Origin of the sequence: Amycolatopsis keratiniphila (genome assembly GCF_000400635.2) — a bacterium.
In the GTDB taxonomy this organism is placed as follows: domain Bacteria; phylum Actinomycetota; class Actinomycetes; order Mycobacteriales; family Pseudonocardiaceae; genus Amycolatopsis; species Amycolatopsis keratiniphila.
In genome coordinates this window covers 6,209,439-6,230,541 of record NC_021252.1, presented here as the reverse complement: position 1 = coordinate 6,230,541, position 21,103 = coordinate 6,209,439, and the positions used below count along the sequence as shown (strand labels likewise).

Annotated in this window: 18 protein-coding genes; 8 read left to right on the top strand and 10 right to left on the bottom strand. The window is 64.5% G+C overall.

The annotated features are described in order from the left end of the window. Nucleotides 1-27 precede the first annotated feature (27 nt). From AORI_RS68455 to AORI_RS68425, 8 genes are all read right to left on the bottom strand, one after another. Nucleotides 28-321: a hypothetical protein gene (locus AORI_RS68455; protein ID WP_016335816.1), complete on the bottom strand. Its 294-nt coding sequence runs from the start codon at nt 319-321 to the stop codon at nt 28-30. Between the two features lie 53 nt (nt 322-374). After that, nucleotides 375-1,619, bottom strand: coding sequence for a wax ester/triacylglycerol synthase domain-containing protein (locus tag AORI_RS68450; protein WP_016335815.1), 1,245 nt, complete (start codon nt 1,617-1,619; stop codon nt 375-377). Further along, nucleotides 1,616-1,738 (bottom strand): hypothetical protein, encoded by a 123-nt coding sequence (locus tag AORI_RS84615; protein ID WP_267283962.1) that lies wholly within the window; start codon nt 1,736-1,738, stop codon nt 1,616-1,618. Before AORI_RS84615 ends, AORI_RS68450 begins: the two co-directional genes overlap by 4 nt. A gap of 28 nt (nt 1,739-1,766) precedes the next feature. Beyond that, complete coding sequence (locus tag AORI_RS68445; protein ID WP_016335814.1) at nt 1,767-3,143, bottom strand: pyridoxal phosphate-dependent decarboxylase family protein; 1,377 nt, start codon at nt 3,141-3,143, stop codon at nt 1,767-1,769. Nucleotides 3,144-3,199: 56 nt separating this feature from the next. Then, nucleotides 3,200-4,390, bottom strand: coding sequence for a tryptophan 2,3-dioxygenase family protein (locus tag AORI_RS82535; RefSeq protein WP_016335813.1), 1,191 nt, complete (start codon nt 4,388-4,390; stop codon nt 3,200-3,202). 62 nt (nt 4,391-4,452) lie between these two features. Beyond that, nucleotides 4,453-5,634 (bottom strand): acyl-CoA dehydrogenase family protein, encoded by a 1,182-nt coding sequence (locus AORI_RS68435; RefSeq protein ID WP_043848261.1) that lies wholly within the window; start codon nt 5,632-5,634, stop codon nt 4,453-4,455. Nucleotides 5,635-5,709: 75 nt separating this feature from the next. Beyond that, a complete protein-coding gene (locus AORI_RS68430; protein WP_016335811.1) occupies nt 5,710-6,924 on the bottom strand; it encodes an MFS transporter in 1,215 nt (404 codons plus the stop codon). A gap of 655 nt (nt 6,925-7,579) precedes the next feature. Further along, nucleotides 7,580-8,806: an MFS transporter gene (locus AORI_RS68425; protein ID WP_046199844.1), complete on the bottom strand. Its 1,227-nt coding sequence runs from the start codon at nt 8,804-8,806 to the stop codon at nt 7,580-7,582. Nucleotides 8,807-9,330: 524 nt separating this feature from the next. On the opposite strand from AORI_RS68425, the gene AORI_RS68420 reads away from it, so the two are divergent. Continuing rightward, the gene (locus tag AORI_RS68420) at nt 9,331-10,110 is read left to right on the top strand and encodes a helix-turn-helix domain-containing protein (protein WP_016335809.1); all 780 of its coding nucleotides are present in this window, start codon (nt 9,331-9,333) and stop codon (nt 10,108-10,110) included. 79 nt (nt 10,111-10,189) lie between these two features. Here AORI_RS68420 and AORI_RS68415 read toward each other — a convergent pair whose 3' ends face one another. Then, entirely contained in the window at nt 10,190-12,988 is a 2,799-nt protein-coding gene (locus tag AORI_RS68415) for an AfsR/SARP family transcriptional regulator (protein ID WP_043848260.1), read from the bottom strand. Between the two features lie 353 nt (nt 12,989-13,341). Here AORI_RS68415 and AORI_RS68410 point away from each other — a divergent pair, with 353 nt between their 5' ends. From AORI_RS68410 to AORI_RS68395, 4 genes are all read left to right on the top strand, one after another. Next, entirely contained in the window at nt 13,342-13,605 is a 264-nt protein-coding gene (locus AORI_RS68410) for a hypothetical protein (protein ID WP_043849038.1), read from the top strand. A 48-nt stretch (nt 13,606-13,653) separates the two neighbouring features. Further along, a complete protein-coding gene (locus tag AORI_RS68405) occupies nt 13,654-14,673 on the top strand; it encodes a hypothetical protein (RefSeq protein ID WP_228688203.1) in 1,020 nt (339 codons plus the stop codon). Between the two features lie 410 nt (nt 14,674-15,083). Next, nucleotides 15,084-15,335, top strand: coding sequence for a hypothetical protein (locus AORI_RS68400; protein WP_016335804.1), 252 nt, complete (start codon nt 15,084-15,086; stop codon nt 15,333-15,335). A 588-nt stretch (nt 15,336-15,923) separates the two neighbouring features. Beyond that, the gene (locus tag AORI_RS68395) at nt 15,924-16,991 is read left to right on the top strand and encodes an alcohol dehydrogenase catalytic domain-containing protein (protein ID WP_228688202.1); all 1,068 of its coding nucleotides are present in this window, start codon (nt 15,924-15,926) and stop codon (nt 16,989-16,991) included. Between the two features lie 61 nt (nt 16,992-17,052). On the opposite strand, the gene AORI_RS68390 is transcribed toward AORI_RS68395, so the two are convergent. Next, a complete protein-coding gene (locus AORI_RS68390) occupies nt 17,053-17,427 on the bottom strand; it encodes a hypothetical protein (protein ID WP_228688201.1) in 375 nt (124 codons plus the stop codon). Between the two features lie 329 nt (nt 17,428-17,756). Here AORI_RS68390 and AORI_RS68385 point away from each other — a divergent pair, with 329 nt between their 5' ends. The 3 genes from AORI_RS68385 (at nt 17,757) to AORI_RS68375 (ending at nt 21,097) form a co-directional block, all read left to right on the top strand. Beyond that, nucleotides 17,757-18,563, top strand: coding sequence for a GntR family transcriptional regulator (locus AORI_RS68385; RefSeq protein WP_016335801.1), 807 nt, complete (start codon nt 17,757-17,759; stop codon nt 18,561-18,563). A gap of 591 nt (nt 18,564-19,154) precedes the next feature. Beyond that, nucleotides 19,155-19,781 carry a helix-turn-helix transcriptional regulator gene (locus tag AORI_RS68380; RefSeq protein ID WP_016335800.1) on the top strand — a complete coding sequence of 209 codons (627 nt, stop codon included), beginning with the start codon at nt 19,155-19,157 and terminating at the stop codon, nt 19,779-19,781. 50 nt (nt 19,782-19,831) lie between these two features. After that, complete coding sequence (locus AORI_RS68375) at nt 19,832-21,097, top strand: ABC transporter substrate-binding protein (protein ID WP_016335799.1); 1,266 nt, start codon at nt 19,832-19,834, stop codon at nt 21,095-21,097. The last annotated feature ends 6 nt before the right edge of the window (nt 21,098-21,103 follow it).

Below are 21,103 nucleotides of genomic sequence, written 5' to 3'. Positions count from 1 at the left end.
GTTCAGCACGTGCCGGCCCGGCACCGCTCAGCTGTCCTCGGGGTGCCGGCCCCCGTCGAACAGGAGCGCGGGATCGGACAGTGTCGCCGGATCCTTTCTCAGCCGACTGTCCAGCAGGACCGCTTTCGCCTCGGCGTAGCGAGTCACGACCCTGCCCCGGAGCTCGGTCGACAGCACGACCTGCTGGACCGCATCTCCTTCGCACAGCGCAGCCAGCATCAGGTCGTTGTCGGCCTGATCCGTACTCGGCTCATAGCTGGCGAAGAGCCGCTCGCGCACTTCGCCACGACGCCACTTCCCGCTGCTGGTCCGCGGCAGCATCGGTGCGATTCCCGGCGGCCCGCTCCGCCGACGACTCCTTTGACACGTGGCTTTCATGTGGCCGTGTCCGTCAGTGCGGGTCTGATGCCGACGGCCTTGCGAAGGGCGGCCACCTCGTCGGCCCAGAGAGCCGACAGGTCGCGGGTCGCGCCTACTCCCGTATCGGTCAGCACGGAGAGCGACGCCCGGTGGCCATGCACGGCCAGGATCGTGAAGCAGCCGTGGCCCAGCGGCAGCCAGGGCAGGGCGAACACGCTCTGAACAGCGCTTCCGAGCACAGAGGAAGGCGACGACGGCCGGAAGATCGAGGCGGTGAGTGCGACGGCTCGGCGATCACCGAGCCGTCGCATCGCGGCTCCGCTCCATCGGGACGGCACGTCGTCGACGAGCGCTCGGGCGGCGTTCCGCGCGGCGGCCATACGGCGTCGCGACAGTCGCCGGGCGACGATTCGCAGCCGCTCGGCCGGGTCGGCGGTCCCGGTCGGCAGCACCGCGCGATGCAGACCGATATGGACACCGAGAAGGTCGCGCTCCCCACTTGTCCTGGTGTCGACGGGCACGCACACGGGAATGTCACGGACGTGCGTTCCGGCGGCCGACCACTCGCGAACGGCTCCGGAAAGTGCGGCCAAGTGCACCTGGCCGACAGTGGTGCCCGTGGCCTCGGCGACCGCGCGGAGGTCGGCGAGCGCGACGCTCGCGTGGTCGAGGCGGCGCTCGCCGGTCAGGGCGCCCATCACAGGCAGGTCGGGTGCGGGGCGAAGCGTGCCGAAGACGTTCGGCAGGGCGCGCACGGCCGCCAGCGGGCGGGGAAGCCTGGCGGCCACCGGTGCGGGTTCCTGGTCGTCGAAAAGCACTCGCAGCGCGTGCAGCAACGCGGTGCCGTCGAACACGGCGTGGTGCACGACGAAGGCCAGCCCCCAGGAATCGCCGCTCCCGGGCTGCAGCAACCACGCGCGCCACAGCGGGTGGTCGTGGTCAGGTGCGGTTCCCATCAGCCGCCGCACGGGAACGGGTTCGACCGGGACGCCGGGCGCCAGGTGGACATGGTGGGCGATGTCGAAGTGCGGGTCGTGCTCCCACTCCGCCTCGCCGGTCAGCCGGCTGGTGAGCGCGGGCAGCCGGTCAAGCCGCTCACCGATACGGGCACGGACGTCGTCCAGGGTGGGAACGCGACCCGTGCAGCGGAGCAGCACGCCGAAGTAGACGTCGGTAGGGTCGGGACCGAATCGTTCCATGGCCAGGAAGGTGTGCGTGAGCAGGTCGGTCCTGGGACCGGCGGCGATCGGATCTCTCATCGGGTGACGTCCTTTTCACGGGCCGAAGTCAGCCCATCGGCGATGGTGAGCAGCACGGACTCGCTCCGCTCGTGAGCGAGTCCGTTGGTGGAGGGCTGGTCGTCGACGATCGCACGCATCCCTCCCCAGAGTCGGACGAAAAGTCGTCTAAGAAAACCCGGTCTGAGAAGAAGCCAGTGTTTCCACCCTGTCGTGAAGCCGCGGGATGAAGTGTTCGAACTCCGGCTTCATCAATACGCTGCGGATGATGCGCGCCTCGGAGGCGTCCGCGACAACGCCGGAATGCCGGCCGGTGAGTGCCCCCGAGGGCACCTTCAAAGTGCTCAAGAACACCGGATCTGTGCCTTTCGCGCCGTTCTCCAGCATTCTCGCTGAAGTCTGATCTATGAGCTTCATGCTCGCGGGCCGGACAACCGGGAAGTAGGTGACGATATCCAGTTCGGGCTCCTGGTACAGCTCCAGGACCTCCGACGAGGCGATCCTCGCGGACCAATCCAGAGCGGCCCGCCTGCCGGCGGCGAGTACCCGGCCCAGCCCCGAGGGGGTCGGTGGCAAGACCTGGAAGGTGAGCCAAAGGGCTGCCGCCGCCGCACCGGAACGCGAGCACTCCAGGCTCGTCTCGCCGGGGTTGAACTCCGCGGCGGCGCAATAGGTGTAAGGAGAGTCGTGGGCATAGAACCGGTCGACGTCCGGGTCGTTGAAGAGCACCGCGCCGCAACCGTAGGGTTGCAGGCCGTGTTTGTGAGGATCGACGACCACGGAATCACACTGGGAGACCGCCAGCCACGGTTCCGGTGGGACAGCCTCAGCGTTGTCCAGCCCCTTGAGCAATGTGAAGAAGCCACCGTAGGCGGCGTCGACATGGATGCGGATGTCATAGCGTTCCCGCAGCGCGAGGACCTCGTGGATCGGGTCGACCGCGCCCAGTCCGGTTGTGCCGGCCGTCAGTACGACTGTGCCGATCTGTTGTGTCCGCAACAGCTTCTCAAGGGCCTCCACGTCCATCCGGCCGCGTCGATCTGCCGACACCGTGTGACCTTCCAAGCCCAGGACACGACACATCCGGCTGTGTGTGAAATGGGCTTCTTCGCTGAAGGCGACGCCGCGGCCCGGCCGGAGCTCTCGCGCGACATAAAGAGCTTCGAGGTTCGCGATCGTGCCACTGGTGGTCAGGTGGCCGAGCGAGGCGTCGAAACCGAACATGGCGGATAGTCGGGCGACGACCTCCTTCTCCATCTCGACGGTTGCCGGGCCGCCGTCGAACGCATGGTTGTTCGGGTTGATCAACATGGTCGCCAGATAGCCGACCGTCGCAGCGAAGTGTGGTGGACGAACCATATGTCCGGCATAAGATGGATGAAAGAAGGGGTAATTCTTCCCCAGCCGCTTGGTGAAGTCCTGGAAGACGTCACTGAATGCGTCGTCTTCGACTTCCATCGATGAATGCGGTGAAAACGGAGCAAAAGAGTCTTGCCACTTCGCGTTTTCTTCGATTGCTCGGGTCATCCACTTCGACAGATCCACGGTTCTCCTTGGTCGCCGCTGGTCATCCTCATCGTGGGTCACGTCTCACGATGAATTCAATGCGATTGATTGCGCATTTTAGGAACAAGACCCTGGTGCGGGCACTGCTCGCCGATCGGCCAGAAAAGCCGGGCTTCCGTGCGCTTCCGGAGGTACTCGACGCCCTCGGTGCCGCCGGTTCCGCCGCTGCTTCCGATCATGGATTTCGCGATGGAGTAGTGAGTACGCTTCCATTTCTGGTGACTCGTTTCCAGTCGCTCCAGTGCGTTCGCCATCATCTTGCCTTCTACGTCGCTCCATCGGGCCTGTTGGCGGCAGTGCCACGAGGCAAGCGAGTCTTGGTCGGACAAAGCGCGTTGTCGCACTCTTGGCACGGAAAGAAAGGCGGGGGAGTCGATGCGGGCCCTTCTCGGCAACGCGCAGAAAATCTCCACCAACTTGTACGCTTCCGACTGGATGGCGCTCGACCCGTCGGTTTGCATGCGAAACGACCGGAAATTCGCGGGTGGCATGGTCGCCAGCAGGCTGAACAGTCCTGACGCTTGGTCCAACGTGGTCGCAGCCGACTCCATACGACTGGTGACGTCGGAAACCTCTCCCGACCCGGTGGCCACAATTGCTTCTTCCAGTAGCATCGCCATCATTGTGAAGATAGTCTCATAGCATTGGAGAACTCGAATGAACAGGTACTCGTCATGCTGATCCGAGACCGGGAGGACACTGAAGTGAAGAATACTTTCGACCGGCCCGTTCATGTAATCAGGCGCTTCATGCGATGGGTTCGTGGATTCCCGTAGATCACCTGCCTTGCGAATCCTCTTGAGTGCCACCTGGCGGCTGGGGCGGCCGTGTGGAAGCAAATCGCCGCCGCCATTCTCCAGAGTCATCCGCTCGAATTCCGCAAGATCGCCCAAAAGGTGGGATACCAGATCTCGCCCGGTCTGGATGCGGCCTTGCGTGGGAAGCAGGGGTTTCAGCACGTCCATCGCCAGATAGCTCCGGTAGGAGTATCGGTTTTCCGTCTTGTCCAGGACGCAGTGATAGAATCCGGCTATCTCCGGTCTGATCGCGACGTCGGCGCGGGCTGCTCTGACCTGATCCAGGTCGTGATCCGCAAGCCGATCCTTACCCTTTTTCAGTATCCGCAAGCGAACCGAGTTGGCCAGGCTCAGCGCCGCCGTGTCGGCCTGCCGGTCACCGGCGATCGAGGTCGTCTCGCGCTCACTTGCTCTGCCGATAGCGGTCATGGGAATCCTTCGTGCCTCGTCTTGATCACTGCGGAGTACGGTGAACCTGGCTTTGGTGACAGTCAGATATCATTCCGAAGATTCGGTGGAACCACTGCGCCCATTCTTGTCAGTGCATAGGCTTGATACGGCCCGGAGTAGACGTTGATCGCATGGTTCAATCCGGCATGTGCGTCACGCCAGAAACGCTGCATCGGCCGATCCGAACGCAAGGCGTTCCCACCTGAATGGCTGTAGAGGCGGTCGAGTGCCTCGACGGCGCGTCGGCTGCCGCGAACCTGATCGCAGCGCGCTGCCGCGCGAATCTCGAACGGGACTTCTTTTCCGGAATCGACGATATCCCACATTCGGCGCACGTTGGCCGTCAGTTGAGCTCGTGCGGATTCGACCTCGGAGTGGCATTCGCTCAGTTGTGCCAGCAGAAATTTGTCTTCACGGACCAGACGGCCGGCCTCGTCGACCCGATCGCGCTGATAGTCGAAGGATGCCGCGAGCGCGCCACGGCACATGCCGATGATGGATGCGGTGATCGCGTTGGGGAAGATGGCGGACCAAGGCATGCGGAACAGGTTCTCGCTTCGCCCTGCTTCTCGGGCGGCGGCGCCGCTGACGACCTTCTGTTCCGCTATCACGCGCTCGAGGGGTACGAACGCGTCGGTGACCGTGACATCCTTGCTGCCGCTGCCGCGCAGTCCGACCGCATTCCACGACCCGTCGATGATCGTGTAGTCGCTACGTGGCAACAGCATGTGCAGAGTGCCATCGGCACCGACGCGATTACCCTCGTCGTCGACCACGGTCGCGCCCAGCCATGCCCATTCGCAGTGGTCCGTGCCCGACGAGAATGCCCACCTGCCGCTCAGCAGGTAGCCTCCTTCGACCCTTCGGGCCTTGCCGAACGGGGAGAAAGGGGAAGCTATCCAAGTGTCCGGATCCGCCGCCCACACGTCGTGCTGAACAGACTCCGGCATCAATGCCATCTGCCAAGGGTGTGAACCCAGGACGCCCGCGACCCAGCCTGTGGCGCTACAGGACTCGGCGGCCAGTATGACCGCATCGAAGAAGTCCCATGGATCAGTTTCGAGGCCACCGTGCCGACGGGGCTGCAACATTCTCACCAAGCCGGTCTTCCTCAAGATGTCCGCAGTATTGCCGGGAAGGGAACCCAGATCCTCAGCTTCAGCTGCTTGAGCGCAGAGCTGCAGGCGCAAACCTTCGAGGTTCTCAAGAACATCGTTCGCCATGTCAAGTGGTCCTTTCGTCGACTCGTTTGCTCGTTTATTTAATGGCGATGGCGGGCGTGGAAGCCTGCCCTGCAGTCAAGAAGCCGGTAATTGTTCCTGTTTTGTCTTCGATTTAATCCGAGAATTCAACAGGTGTGCGGTGGCGGCGGCCGACAGTGCGCATAGCGCGGGGAGAAAGAAGGTCGGCCGGGCACCCATTTCGTCAGCGACCTTGCCGACGGTGGCGGTTCCTGCGCCGAAGCCGAGCGAGAGACTCGACCACACCCAGTTCATTCCCTCGGTCCGGATCGCCACCGGAACAAGCTCGTCGAGCAGATGAAAAGCGTTGATGACGGTCGGTGCCATGCTCAGGCCGTTGACCGCGGACCAAATCATGAGGGCGGGCAGGCTGTTCGCGGTGAAGTAGAGGAGAGGGAGCAAGCCGAACGCCGAGGCGCTCAAGGCGAGCCGGAGCGACGTTGGCCCACTTCGTGTCCGAGAGCCGTACAGGATGGCCGAGACGCCACTGCCCACCGCGAAGCATGCGAGGACGAGGCCGGAGCCGCCTGGTGTGCCCAGGTCGTCACAGCGTGCGACGAGCAGCACTTCGGCCGCGCCGCAGGTGGCCCCTACCGCGGTCAGCAGGACCAGCAGGAATGGCATGCCCGGGTATCGTGCGGCGAGGCGCCGATGCCCCCGAGCGACCGGGGGCTGCCTGGGTGGCTCGGTATGACGCTGGAACAGCAGCCAAGTCGCACCGGCGACGGTGATGACAAGTGCTGTGGCGACGGCCAGGTACGGTGAAACCTGGACCGCGAGGATCGCTGTCGCGAGGGGGCCGACGGCGAAGACGACCTCGTCCAAAACGGTCTCGACCGAGTAAGCGGCCGATCTCTCAGGGGTGTCGTCCGGCCACATTGCCGCCCATCGCGCTCGCGTCATCGGGCCGGTGTTGACAACCGAAGCGCCAAGAAGAAACGCCGACGGCAGGATGATCAGCAGAGATGACCCGAGGGCGACTGACCCGAGTAGCGTCGCGGCGAGTGCGGCATGTGCGAAAATGGACAAGAGCAGAGTTTTGCGCTGTCCGAAACGGTCTGCGATCATCCCGACGGCGGGACTGCTGAGTGCGTTTCCGATCGTCCAGCAGCCGCTCACCAGCGCAGCTTTTCCATACTCGCCGGTCGGCAAGGCCAGCAGAAGAAGCAAGCCCAGCGGGTAGATCCCGACAAAAAAACGAGACAATACACCCGCGATGCAGAATGACGCTGCGCCGCGCCTGGCGAAGGCGCTGCGGTAACCGGCAAACACAGCAGACCTCCAAGATCGGTCGTATGTGTCGCCGCATAAGGGGCGACAGTCCGCCGCGGTGACGGTTTCAATGGGCTTGACGGACGTCAATCGTGCTCGATCACGTCGCGATAGCGGGACAGCGGTTTTAACGCCTTGTGGACTCGGGGCCGTCGCGGAGACAGATGCTACCCACGCGAAGTGCGCTGAAAGCGAGCTTTGTTTCACCAGGCGGAACAGTTTGGCGCCGAGTTGGTCGGCAACGTTGTCACCGGCGTCCGATCGGGAAGCTTGCCCAGGCGAACGGGCAGATCACCTTGGTTTGGGGGGGGTGATGGCCGGAGTAGTACCGGCCGATCTCGCGGAACTCGGGCGCGGCCCACCGCGGTGACGGCGGTCTTCGGGTCGAGGCGAAAGGGCTGTCGGGGACCACGGCAAACGGAGGGCGTGCGATTCCCAGGGCGGCCACGCTTCCTTGAACAAAACTGCAAAGGATACGAAGCGGGGCTCATCGTGCCCGATATGAGATTTTCGCGCAGATACCGCGGTGCTGCGTTGCGGGCGCGGTGATGTCGGGGCGGTGTTCGGATGCGACGCCGCGGTCACCCTCTCGGCTATGAAGCCAGGACTCGGGTGGTCCCGGCTTCTCCCGCCGTGTCGCATGCCTAGACGGCGGCTATCGAGCTTCAGTCGCTTCTGGACGCCGTCGGATGCGAACGGCGAGCACGATGTTGAGCAGGGCAGCCGCGGTCATGAGTACGCAGGTGTAAAGAACTATGTCCCGGGAAGAAACCCGCATGGCGGCGAGCGCGCCGGCGTAGGCGGGGCCGATGACGCCGCCGACGCGGCCGAGTGCGACGGCCCATCCGACGCCGGTGGTACGAAGAGGACCGGGGTAGGTCGACATGGCGACGGCCATGGAGCCGTTCGCGGTGGCGATCAAACACATTCCGATACCGCACAGGGCGATCAGCAGTCCGGTGTGAGTCAACGGCGCCCGCGCGGCCACGAACAGGATCAGCGCACCGAGCATCGTGGTCGAGGCGACCACATTGATCGCCCGGAACCGGGTCGTCAACAGGACCAGAACCGCGCCACCGAGCATGCCGCCGAAACCGAAGGCGGCGATCCCCATCGGGGCCTCGGTCGGGCTCAGCCCGTAGTCGGCCACGAGTACGGGCGCCCAGGTGGTGATGACCCCGATGGTGGCCACCACCAGGAGGAAGACCGCCCAAAGCAGCAGTGTCGCCGAACGACGGTCTCGAGTGAAAAGGAACCGGAACGCCGCCTGAGCCGGCTCGGACGGCGGTCGTCGATCGTCGGCAGGCTCGCGCATGCCCCACCACAGGACAGGCAGCAGCAGCACGGGGAGCAGGGTGCCGACCCAGAGGACGGAGCGCCAGCCATAGGAGCCGATGAGCGGGCCGGCCAAGATCCCGCCGATGGTCGGTCCAACGGCCAAGCCGAGGCTGACAAGGACCGTGATCAACTCCCTCCGGCGGGGAGGACCGTTGTCGGCGGCCAACGAGGCCGCAGGGGGCACGATGACCCCGAGACCCACACCGGTGAGCAGTCGTGCCACGGACAACGGCGGAATGGTCGTGACGACAGCCGTCCAAGCCGAACCGATGGCGAAGAGTGTCGTACCCCAGAGGATCACACGACGGCGCCCGAAGCGGGCACTGGCCCACCCTGAACCCGAGTAGCCGACGGCCGTTCCGATGCCCGTGAGGACCAGCGGAAGCGTGAAGGCGGACGCGTCGACACCCCACTCGATCTCGAGGGTGGGGATCACCAGACCCAAGGTGACGCCGTCGAAACCGTCGAGGACGATGAGCAGGAAACCGAGTATCGCCACTCGCCATCGGACGACTTCGCCGCCACGAGGCGCCGTGCCGCGCACGTCTTGCCTGGATGCCGCGCTATCCAATGCGGCAACCCGGTGCATGCAGGCGGGTGCCCCGCGACGTCTCCGGGACGTTCCTCTCAAGCAAGGCTTTGACCTCGAGAAACAGGATGACGGGATCGGCGGTGCCCACTCGCCCCAATGACAACCTGACCACGATCCGCTCCTCTCCGAGTCCCTGTCCGGATTAGACCAGACAAGCCCAGGCGACGCTGCCCGAAACTCTGCTCCGGGTCGGAGAGAGTGCGTGCCCCGGCAGCGCCGGTCCGCCCCGAAGTCAGGCCGTCGTGTATCCGGAGGAACCGGCTGGGGGCATCGGCCCGCTCCCCGCTCCGGTCTCGGGAACGGGCGACCCCATCCCGGGATGTCAACCATGATCGGCTTCCCCGAGGCGGGCCAAGGCAGGTTCGTTAGCCGAAAGACTCGGCCGAAGTTGGCCGTGGTTCCGGGAATCCGGGCGGCGGTTGATACTGCTCGTCAGTGGACAAGAGAATGCCGTTGGCCGACCCGTTGGATTTCCCATGAGCGCTTCTTTGGCAAGTAAGTCGGCGGAGTACGGCTTCGACGGCGGCACGGGGCGTACTGCCGTGGACAAGGCGATGGTCGTTCTGGCGGCATTGATCACGAGCGAAGTCACGCTCAGTCTTACCCAGCTCAGTCAGCGCACCTGCTTGGCGAAAGCGACTGTGCACAGGATTCTCGCGGCGCTGCAGTCCCACGGTATGATCGTCAGGACGGGGGACAAGTACTCGGCCGGCGTTATGGTGCAGCCGCGCCGCAATAGCGAGGACGGTATTTTCACGTCGCTCCAGCAGCACTCCACGCCTTATCTTGTGGAGCTCCACCAAATGACCGGGCACACCGCGAGCGTCAGCGTATTGATTGGCGAGTCGGTGCAGCACGTCAATCAGATATTCGGGCACCGGACCCCAAGGTTGCCTGGTATGGCCTCGGCTGGGAAAGACCTTCCCGCGACTGCGATAGACCAGGTGCTTCACGCTTATCAGGTCGGGCACGGCACCAGACGGCTCTCTGCCGCGGCTACCGATGAATTATCGGAGATTCGCCGTATCGGCCTCGCGCATGTGGACGACGCCACACGAAAGGTCACGAGTGTCGCGGTTCCGCTCACGGGGGTCCAGCACCCCGCCGCGTTGGCACTGGCCGGTCACTTCGGGCAAGTGGACGTGATTTCAGCGGCCAGGGTGCTCAGGCGGACGGCCTTCGAGTTGAGCAGGGCGTTGATGGCATATCGGGCAGCCATGAACTATCCGGTTCAGCGGTCCGTATCCCACGGTTGATCGACAATCTACCTCTTTGTGGCCGTAAAGCGGCACGTCGGAGGTCAGGATCCACGGGGCCGGCGCGGCTCGGTTGTCGTCAGGGTGTGGCTTCTTCCTCGAGAGTCTCGAGGAGCGCGCGGGCCACGTCGGCCTCTTCTCCGTCGAGGTCGATGAAGATCTCCAGCGCTCGCAGCGCATGCTCCCTCGCGGTGTCGTATTGAGCGATTCGGCGACGAAGTTCCGCCAGTCCTAGTAAGGCGAGGGCTTGGTGATAGCGGTCTCCCAGGTCGGCACACAGTTCCAGTGCTGATTCGTACATGCGGGTCGCCGTCGCCATGTCCGCCAGATCCCGGTGCGCGTGTGCGACATTCACCGTCAAGTTCGCCTCGAGTAGCCCCGCGGCGCAGGCGCGCGCGGCCTTCAAGCCGAGTTCGCCATAGTGCAGTGCCTGTTCGGGTTGGCCGGATTCGACGTACAACTCGCAAAGTGCGTCTATGCTGCCCGCCTTCTGGTAATGCGGCGAATCGGGCTTCGCCAGCTGAACTGCCTCGCGGGCGTAAACAATACCCTCTTCGTATCTTTTCATTTCGCGCAGCGTGGACGCCAGATTCGCCAACATGCTCGACTTCAAATGATCGTTTTCCATCCGGCGAGCCAAGGCGAGGCCTCGTTCGAGGTACTCGACCGCGACCTTGTTCCGGCCCAGTCGCGAGTACGCGATGCCCAGGAACATCAGAATACGTGCTTGGGGACCCGGATCGGCAAGCTGCTCAGTGGAGGACAGCGCGGTGGTGAGGATCGGGATCCATTCCGAAATCAGTCCCGAGGAATAAAAGCTGTTATAGGTGCACCAGGTCAATTGCCAGGCGATCTCGTGTTCGCCGAGTTCCGCCGCATGTTCGATCAAGGCTGTTACGTTCTTCGTTTCCTCTTCGTACCAGCCCCACATCGCCTCGCGTGTATCGAAATCCGGCAGCGGATGCGTGGTCTCCGGAACTCCGCTGTGCGGCAATGGGTAGTCTTTGATCAGACGCCGAAGCGTCGCCCGCATGCTGGACAGGTACCAGATCATCAGCTCCCGGATCGCTTCGCGACGGCTGTCCGGTGACTCTTCACTGTGCGCCATTTCGCCGGCATAGACCTTGATGAGGTCGTGGAAGGTGTATCGGTCGGATTCGGGTTCGAGCAGATGCTGTTCGCTCAAGATACGGAGGAGTTCTCCGGTCTCGGCGACGGGACGGTCGATGAGCGCGGCCACGGCCGAAGCGCCGAACTTCGGGGCGCGGACCAGGCCAAGCATGCGGAACGTCCTCGCCAGTTCCCGGTCGAGGGAGGTGTAGGACCAGGAGATGACACTGCGCACCGAGGTCATCTCGTCGTCGTCGACATGAAGGTTGTCCAATCGGTCCTGGACGGCATGCAGGCTCTCGACGAGTTCACGCAGGCTCGCATCCGGACTTCCCGAGATCTTTTCGGCGGCGACCCGCAGGGCCAGGGGAAGGTAGCCGCACAGCCGGACGAGTTCGGCCGCCGCGGCCTCCTCGTCGTCGACCCGTCGCCGGCCGACCGTGTTGCGCAGCAGGTCCAGCGCTTCGGGTTCGGTCAGTAGGCCCAAGGTGAGCCTGCGTGCCCCGTCCCTGGCCACCAGGCCGCTGAGCCGGTTGCGGCTGGTGATCAGTACCAGGCTGTTCGACGTGCCGGGGAGCAGATCGCGCACCTGCTCGGTCGATGCCGCGTTGTCCAGCAGGATGAGCACTCGTTTGTCGGCGAGCAGAGTCCGGTACATCGAGGCGAGAGCGTCCGGTTCTGCTCGTTGTCGTGCGCTGCCCAGCGCCCAGAGCAACTGGCCGAGGGCATCGGTGGTACTGAGTGGCACGCGGTTCGGATCGAAACCACGAAGGTCCAGGTACAGTTGGCCGTCCGGGTAATTCGGCGCGACCGACCTGGCGAACCGCACCGCGAGTGTGGTCTTGCCGATTCCCCCCGCGCCGTCGATCGCCGAGATGACCAGTGCCTTGTCACTCGACCGTTCCGTGACACACCACCTCGACAGCTGTTCGAGTTCGCTGGTCCGGCCGACGAAGTCCGGTGCCTCGTGCGGTAGCTGGGCCGGTTTCCGCGAGCGTGGCGGTGCTACCGCTTTGGCCGGCGAATCCAGTTCGGGATCGGAGCGCAACATGCGCAGGTGCAGATCGGTCAACGCGGCTTCGGGATCGAGCCCGAGCTCGTCGGCGAGCAACCGGCGTACCGCTTCGAACTCCGCCAACGCGTCCGCGCGCCGCCCACTCCGGTACAGCGCCAGCATGAGTTGCGCTCGGAAGCCTTCCCGGAAGGGCTCCGCTTCCACAGCTTCGCCGAGGTCCGAGATGAGCTCTCGATGCCTGCCTGCCGCAAGCATCAGTTCCGCCCGCTCCTCGACAAGCCGGTAACGGAGTTCTGTCAGGCGTACGCGCTCCGAGTCCGCGAAGGGGCCTGGTAACCCGGACAAGGGAATGCCACGCCACAACGCGAGGCATTCACCGATCAGATCGGCCGCGGCCGAGCCTTTGCCGGCTCGCGCCAGGCCGCGTGCGTCACTGAGCTGTGATTCGACCACCGTCAAATCGAGCTGCTGTGGGCCGAGGGCGAGTCGATAGCCCGCTCCAGTGCGCGTGAGCACGGCATCGCCCGCTACGGACAATGCACGGCGGAGACCGTGGATGTAGGTGTGCACACTGCCTTCGACGGACGCCGGTGGCGCGTCACCCCAGACACCATCGATGAGTTCCGAGCGCGTGACCGTCTGGTTGGCACGTATCGCGAGAATAGCGAGGACGGCACGCTGCCGAGGAGCACCGAGAGTGACCTCGTTCACGCCCACACGGGCCCGCACCTCGCCCAGCAACTCTACCCACATGGTCTGTTCAACTCCGCCACCGCGCTCCAACCTCCAGCCGGGACCAGGATCGCGTACTCGGCGTAACCCGGCTGAACCAGCCTGGTCGGATCTGCCCTTTTGCACTCGGAGCTCTGGACATTCGCTCGCCGGTACGGCTGATCAGGTGAGCTGCGCCACGCCATGGCGGGGTTGTCGCACGACACTTCGGCGCTCACCCCAGGGCAAGCCGGCATTCGGAACTGCCGATGGACGGGCCCTCGACCTGTTGCGGGCCTTGGAACTCCGCTCGCCGCCCAGTCCTGTGAAGAAGGAATGAAGAACTCCGGCGCACGCTTTCCACCCAGGAAAGCCGAGTTGGGACGGTGATCGTGATGACCGGTATCCGAGTCGAATTGAACCGGCGAGAGCGAGCGATACTGCGTGCTGTCGCGGCCGGGCGTGCCGTGCTCGTCTGGAGTTGCGAACCCGACCTCACCGTCGACGGCTGCTGGTGTGATCACTCAGCGGTGCACAACCTCCTCGAGGCCGGGCTCATCGCGGGAGCGCGGCAAGTCGGATTCGGGCAGCCCACGCCCGCGGTGGTCACGGATGCGGGGGCGGTCGTCCTTGACGAAGCCACGGAATTCGTCGCCTGAGCGGAATCCTTGCCAGGATTACACGTCATCCTTCTCCGGAAGAGCCCCTTGCTCGCCAAGTTCGTGCCGACGGTGGCATACCGGCGAAATTCGAACAAGCTTTCCAACCTTGGGGGCCATCGATCGGCTCTGGGATCCCGAAATCGTCCGGACGTCAGGTTTACAGGGAGATTCCTCTTGTTCGGTAAACGACTCGCGTGCGTTCTCGCCGTGACCGCCGGAGTGCTTTCGCTCGCGGCCTGTGGTTCGTCGTCGCCGGAGTCCGCACGGACCTGGTCGGCGCCGGTGCGGACGGTAGAAGTGGGCAGCGGCCTGGTCGTGCTTCCCGGTACCGCCAAGTCGAACAACGCGCAGCCGAAAACAGGCGACTGGGCCACCGGACCGGACGGGACTCCGAACACCGCCGAGCAGACCACCGCCCGGGCGTGGGTCCAGTTCAAGGTGTCCGAGGCAGGCGGGCCGGATCCGATCCTCGTGAACGGCGCGGGACTGACGCTTTACCGCTTCGACAAGGACACGGTCAAACCGTCGAAGTCCGCATGCGGCGGTGAGTGCACGAAGATCTGGCCTCCGGTTCTGGTGGCCGGAGGAAGCAAGATCTTCCTCGCCGGCGTGAAAAAGTCCTCGATGGGCTCGATCGAGCGGAGCGATGGCTCCCGGCAGGTCACGATCGACGGCTGGCCGGTGTACCGGTTCGTGAAGGACGTCAAACCAGGTGATACGAAGGGGCACGGGGCCGGAGGAACCTGGTTCGGTGTGACCCCGGATGGCCGGAACGGCTCGGCCGCTGAGACCACGGCACCGTCCGAGGAGCGGCAGCCCGCCACCAGCGCGGTTCTGTTCGATGGCAAAGACTTCAGCGACAACGAGGCTTCGCAGGGACTGTCCGGAGATGGCTGCGAGAATGTGGCCCGCCCTGGTGTGACCTCGTCGATCGCGGCTTCCGGTTCCGTGAAGATCTGGAGCGAGCGCGATTGCAAGGGTAGGTCCCTGGTCGTCGACGGCGATGTCACCGATCTCGCCGAAGTCGGATTCGACAACGCGGTGGTTTCGATCTTCTTCGGATGACCTGAAAAGGCGGCCGACCGTCACGTTCGAGGACGTCCGGGTCAGGACTGTTTCGGTCGAGTCCGCGCCCTCGCGTTGCGCATGGCTTCGATCGCCGGGCCCAACGCGGCCGAAGAAGACGAGCCGGCGAGACGCAAGAGAGGGGAAGTCCGTTCGGTCGGAGGGCCCGGTGAAGTGGAGACGGGGTAGTTCGAGGCAGGGCGTCGCAGATTCGCGAGCAAGGCCGGGCTGGGTTTCGCGCGAGCCGCCGCTGTCGCTCGCGGTGCCTCCCGGACTTCCTCGACCGCGGGGTGGGCACCGTCCAGGGGACCGGCGTGCGGGTCCATGCCACCGTGCGAGGAGCCATTGGCTCCGGTGCGGTGAGGACGCAAGGACGAGGTCAGTGCACGAACGGCGGCGAGCGTGTCCGGATGCACGATATGGCGTTTTCGCCTGATGGGTACGGGAGGATTCTTCCGCCGTTCTTCGACGGTTGTCACCGTGACTTCGGATTTGATCTGCTGGCTCTGGGCGTACTTGGCGGCCGACCGTCGATGCTTTCGTCCCGCGCCGAAAGGCCTGAGGCGCATCAGCCGGTCGAGCTGGGCGTCGAGTTCACCTTCGAGGTCGTGATCGGGACATGTGCCGCGCCAGGCGCATCCGTCGATGGCACAACGGCGTAGGTGTCGAGTTGATCCCCTGGTTTCCGTGGCCATGTCTCATGCTAGGCCGGGAGCGTGGGCCGCGTCTGGTGGTGTGCCTCGACGACCAGTGTTCGTGCCCCTATTTCCTTGCTTCCCGCGTACTCCCCGTCGATTGGCGGGTCCGCCCGGTCGTACTGGTTCACTTTTGTCCAAGGATGCTGCCCCATAGGGCATGCGTTTCCAGGTAGCGTATTTGCTGCAGGACGTTCGGAAGGGCTCCGCGGCAGGTCATCGTGTGGGCCTGCATCAGCACGGCTTCCGTGAAATGAATACTCGGTCTCTTCCGAATGCGAAGCGGCGGAGGTCTGCTCCTAGGCACCCCGACCCAAGGAGCAGGCCGCCGTTTCGATGGTCGGCGTGAACCGTTGTTCGCCGGGCGTCGGCCGGTGCCGAAAGGGCTTCCCTGTGTTACGGTGCCTTCAAATCCGAGGGTTCGCTCCTTGCCCTAGGGTTTATCGGCACGTTCGCGCTGCCTGCGACGGCTTCGGATCCGTCAGCTCCGCGTGACACCGAAGGGGGAGTATCGGTGAACTTGGCGAGTATTGGTGTGCACGGCGCGATCGGCCGATGAAATCCATGATCATCCAGCACGGATTGCCCGCTACGATGCGCGCGGTCCGCTTCGATTCCGTTGCGGGGAAACTGGAACTGATGGACGTGCCGTTTCCGGCGCCGCAGCGGGACGAAGTCGTGGTCAAAGTCGCTGTCTGCGGCGTCTGCCGATCCGATTTGGCCCGTATCGACAGTGCGGTCCAGCCTCGGATGCCGGTCTACACGCCGGGACATGAAGCGGCCGGCGTTGTCGCGGCGGTCGGGGAAGACGTGCGGTCGTGGGCGCCCGGTGACCGGGTCGTCGTCGCGGCCGGCCGGGAGTGTCACGACTGTCCCGAGTGCCGGGAAGGACTCGGATCGGACAGGTGTTCCGATCTTCAGCTGATGGCTGTGCACTACGACGGTGCGTGGGCCGAGTACCTGGTCACCTCCGCGACCGCGTTGGTCGCTGTCCCCGACGCCGTTCCGCTGGAGCACGCTGCTGTTCTGTGCGGGGCGGTGTCCATTCCGTACGGTGCCATCGACACGGCGCGGCTGCGACCCGCCGAAGCCGTCGGCGTTTGGAGTTCGGGCGGGCACGGCGCCCATTTGGTCCAGGTGGCCCGGATCTGTGGGGCTTCGCCGATCATCGCCCTTGACGGCAGTCCGGAGGTCCGTGAGCGGGCACTCGAATGGGGTGCGGACGTCGCTCTCGACCCGGCGAACAAACGAGTTGCCTCTTATATAGGGGAAATCACGAGGGGCCGGGGTCTGGACGTGGCGTTCGATTTCGTCGGGCGCGAGTCGACGTTCGGGCAAGCGAATGCCGTTCTCGGTGAACGGGGCCGTCTGGTTCTGGTGAAAGCAGCTTCGGAGGGGCCGGTCGAAAATCTTCCTTCCGGCGCCGAGGAAGGCCGAACCATCGTCGGCCACACCGGGTACCGAGTTCGTCATCTGCGGGATCTGGTGGAACTCGCCGAGCGTGGGCGGCTGGACGTCTCGGCGTCGATAAGTTCGATCCTTCCCCTAGCGCGCGTCGCGGAAGGACTGTCCAAAGTGCGTGAGAGTGAGGGCGATCCACTCCTGCTGCTGCTCCGGCCCTGAAGTGGAGGCGCGCTGAACGGGAAACGCCGTGCCTACCCGCCCCGACCCCGGGGAACCATGATCACAGTTCACCCGGACCGATCGACCAAGAGACCTGGCGGCCCTTCTTCCTCGCGCTGACCCGCCGGAGTCGTTCCAGGTCGTTGAGCAGTTCGGATGCGCGCGTCTGGTGGATCCGCATCGCGCTGGCCACTTCGATCGTCCGCAACGGAGGCAGGTGGTTTCGTTCGGCCTGCCGGAGCAGCCAGATCACCTGCCCGATCGAGTTCCACAGAGGGTCTTTGTCGAAAGCTTCCCGCTCCTCGGGGGCCATGTGCTGCCGGCAGGAGGGCGCATACTGGCGCAGGGGCGCTGAATAGCTGACTATGCCCTTGCAGGAATCCCCGGATCGTGATTTGCGTTTGCAGCGTGGTCTGGCGGCTTTCAAATCGCTCATGAACAGGCCTGTCGGATGATTCGTCGTGAGAACGGGTTTCGATGTTGCCGGAAAAGTTGGGTATATTCCAATCTTCCGGGCGGCTCCGTTCTTGTCGAGGCAGAAGACCTGTGACTTATGGCCCTTGACTCGTCACGCTTGTGTTTCGCCGTGGACAACCTGCCGCTATGTCGGTCGCCTAAACTTCTGCCCTTTCGTACCCGACCTCCCGGAAACCGCTTTGCCTGGGTCGCCGGCAAATGCAGTGTGTGGTGCGTACTCGTTCGTTCCTGGTCCATGGGAGTGTCTTGCGTCAACAGAGAGAAACGACGGCGAGAACGATCTCGGGTATGATAGCCGCGCAGATTCGCCGTCGCATCGATGACGGCGAGCTGAAGCCAGGTGATCGGGTGCCATCGATCCGGAAGATCGAGGTCGAGTGGCAGGTGGCGCATGCCACCGCCACCAAGGCCCTGTCCATTCTCCGTGCGGAGGGGTTGGTCGAAGGCATCGCCGGTTCGGGCACCGTTGTCGCGGGTGGGCCCGGAGACAGGGTCGCGCGAGGCAATCCCCGGGAAAGAATCGTTCGCGCCGCGATCGAGATCGCGGATGCCGATGGACTGGACGCGGTGTCCATGCGAGCTATCGCGGACCGGTTGCACGGTGCGGCGATGTCGATCTACCACCACGTGAAGGGTAGATCCGAGCTGGTCGTCCTGATGGCGGAAACCGCATTGGCGGGGGTCGTGCCAGTCGACGACGCTCCCCACGGGAGGTCCCGGCTCGAGTCGGCGGCACAGTCGCTCTGGAGGGCCTATCGGCGGCATCCGTGGTTGGCGCGGCTTGGTCTCGACGCGTTGCGATCGGTGTCTCCGATGGTCGAATACAAGGAGTACGTCAAGTGTGAGCTGATCGGCCGGGGGGCGGATCCTGTGGCGGTCTTGCGCTACCACCTTCTGCTGCACGGGCTTGTCCGAGGGCTGGTGGCGAACCTCTTCGGCGAAGAATCCGCATCCGGTGCGTCGTGGTGGTTCGACGGTGAGGAGAAGGACTTGGCGAACGAGGCTGACGACATCTTCGCCCTGGGGCTCCGTGGCCTGCTCGACGGGTTGGCTTCCGGCCGAGTGAACAAGGCGAAGGGCCGCGAAACGCGGTGAGTTCCGGCTACCGCTAGGCGGTTCTGCGTCAGAGGCCTTTCACCGCATGCGACGCGGGTAGAGCGTCCTTCATCGGGTGAGATGTGTGGAGGTGACAGGAATGTCCACAAGGGACGTTGTGCCGAGGGGGTCGTGAGTGAAAATGAGGGTTAGAACGACCTTTGCCACTCACGACGCCCGGGCAAAATCAGGCAAGGTGCTCACGTCGGGCGCCGTTGTCTCGAGGATCGTCCCGAAGGGCGGTCAAGGGCCCGCCTGCATCTTACGGCCCGGCTCAGGCGCAAACGGCCGGCTACCGATACGGACTTACGGCGCGAACTTCCTACTCGCCGGCACTGGGTGGTTCCATTGAACAGTTTGAAGTGCGCAAAACGGACATCTTGATCAGGTCTGTTGTGCCGCGATGCGCGACCCCGCACGTTCGCCTGGTCTCAGTAAGCCCCGCGGCGGCGCACGGTCGCTCACCGGGTGCGAACGGGCACTCTTCGTGACTTCCCACCCGTCGGGGGGAGGCTGGCCTGGGCATTGAGAGATCGTGAAGTCCGGTTCCACATCCTCATGGCTCACTGGGTACCGAGCTCGGGAGGACACATGACGGAACCGGTACGTGTCGCGGTGCAGGCGACCGACACGATCATGCAAGTGGGTCTGACCAGTTTCCTGCGAAGCCGTCCCGAGCTGGCGGTCGTCGACCGAAGCGAACTGACCGAACGGGACGTCCTGGTCGTCCACGCGGACCGGATAACCCAGCACATGGCCACCGATCTTCGGGGCGACGCCGTCACGGCGCAGGTCCCCAAGGTGCTCGTCACGGGTGAGCTGCGGGAGAACGACATCCTGGCCGCGGTCGAATGCCGGGTGGTGGCGGTGCTCGCCCGGGCACAGACCTCCGGAGATCGCTTGGTCGAGACGATCCTGTCCGTCGTGCCCGGACGCGGTTTCCTGCCCGCGGATCTTCTTGGAAGGCTGCTCGACGGTGCTCGTCGGCTCCAGTGCGAGGCAGTCGCCTCACAGGGTCTGGACTCCTCCGGTCTGACGCCGCGTGAAGTCGACGTCCTGCGACTGATGGCCGAAGGTCACGACACCGTCGAGATCGCGGACAAGCTCTGCTACTCGGAGCGAACCGTGAAAAACGTGATCTACGGGCTGACCAATCGCCTGAACCTGCGGAACCGCCCACATGCGGTCGCCTACGCGATGCGCGCCGGGGTGATCTGAAGCTCTTTTCGGGTGGCGTCATGGTTGACGTCCTGACAGGAAGGATCGGAATGGCTTCCGGTTTGCGCAAGAGTCTGCTCGTGATCGCCGCCCTGACAGGCCTGGTGGGCGCCGGGTGCGCTCCCGCCGAGGACCAGGGGATCGAACTGAGCATCGCCACCTTCGGCGAGTTCGGTTACGACTCCCTTCTCAAAGAGTACGAGGCGGCGCACCCCGGGATTCGGATTCAGAACCGGGTCGCGGACTTCGAAGCCCATCACAAGGCCATCGCCACACAGTTGGCGGCGGGGCGTGGTGCGGCCGACGTGGTCGCGATCGAAGAGCAGTACATGCCGCAGTTCCGGCAGTCCGCGGACAAGTTCGTCGACCTGAACGGCTTCGGGGCGGGCGGTCTGCGTGCCCAATGGCCACAGTGGAAGTGGGAACAGGGGCTCGCGGACAGCGGCCGCGTCGTGATGGGCCTCGGCACGGACATGGGCGGCCTCGCCATGTGCTTCCGCAAAGACTACTTCGCCCAGGCGGGACTGCCGACCGAGCGCGCCGCGGTGGCCGCGTTGTGGCCGACCTGGGAGGACTACGCCAAGATCGGGGATCTGTTCTCCGCCAAGGTCTCTTCGGCCAAGTTCGCCGATTCCGCGGGCGGCATCTACACCGCCGTGCTGAATCAGTCGCCGGAGAACTTCTTCTCCGCCAAGGACGACTCGTTCATCGCGGACCGGAACCCCGCCCTGCGCCGGGCGTTCACGATCGCGGGACAGATAGGCGCGAAGGGACAGACCGCGCGGGTGACCCCGTTCACCCAGCCGTGGAACGTCGCCATCAAGCAGGGCTCCTTCGCCACCATCGCGTGCCCGGCGTGGATGCTCACTCAGATCCAGGAAGCGGGAGGCCCGGAGAACGCGGGCAAATGGGATGTCGCGGCGGTGCCCGGTGGGGGTGGCAACAACGGTGGCTCGTTCCTGACCGTGCCCACCCAGAGCAAGCATCAACGTGAGGCCTACGACCTCGCGAAATGGCTGACAGAGCCGGCGCAGGAGGTGCGGCTGTTCACCGAGTCCAACATTCTGCCCAGCGAACCGGCCGCCTACGGCGCGCCGGAGGTTCTCTCGAAAACCGACCCGTACTTCAGCGGAGCGCCCATCGGCCGGATCTACGCCGCGTCGGCCGACAGCCTGAAGCCCAACTACCGCGGCTTGAAGGACGCCAAAGTGCGTCCGACGTTCGGTACCGCACTGGGCCGGGTGGAATCAGGCAAGCAGACACTCGACGCGGCTTGGGATCAAGCGGTCACGGAAGCCCGTGCTGCGGCTTCGTGACCGGAG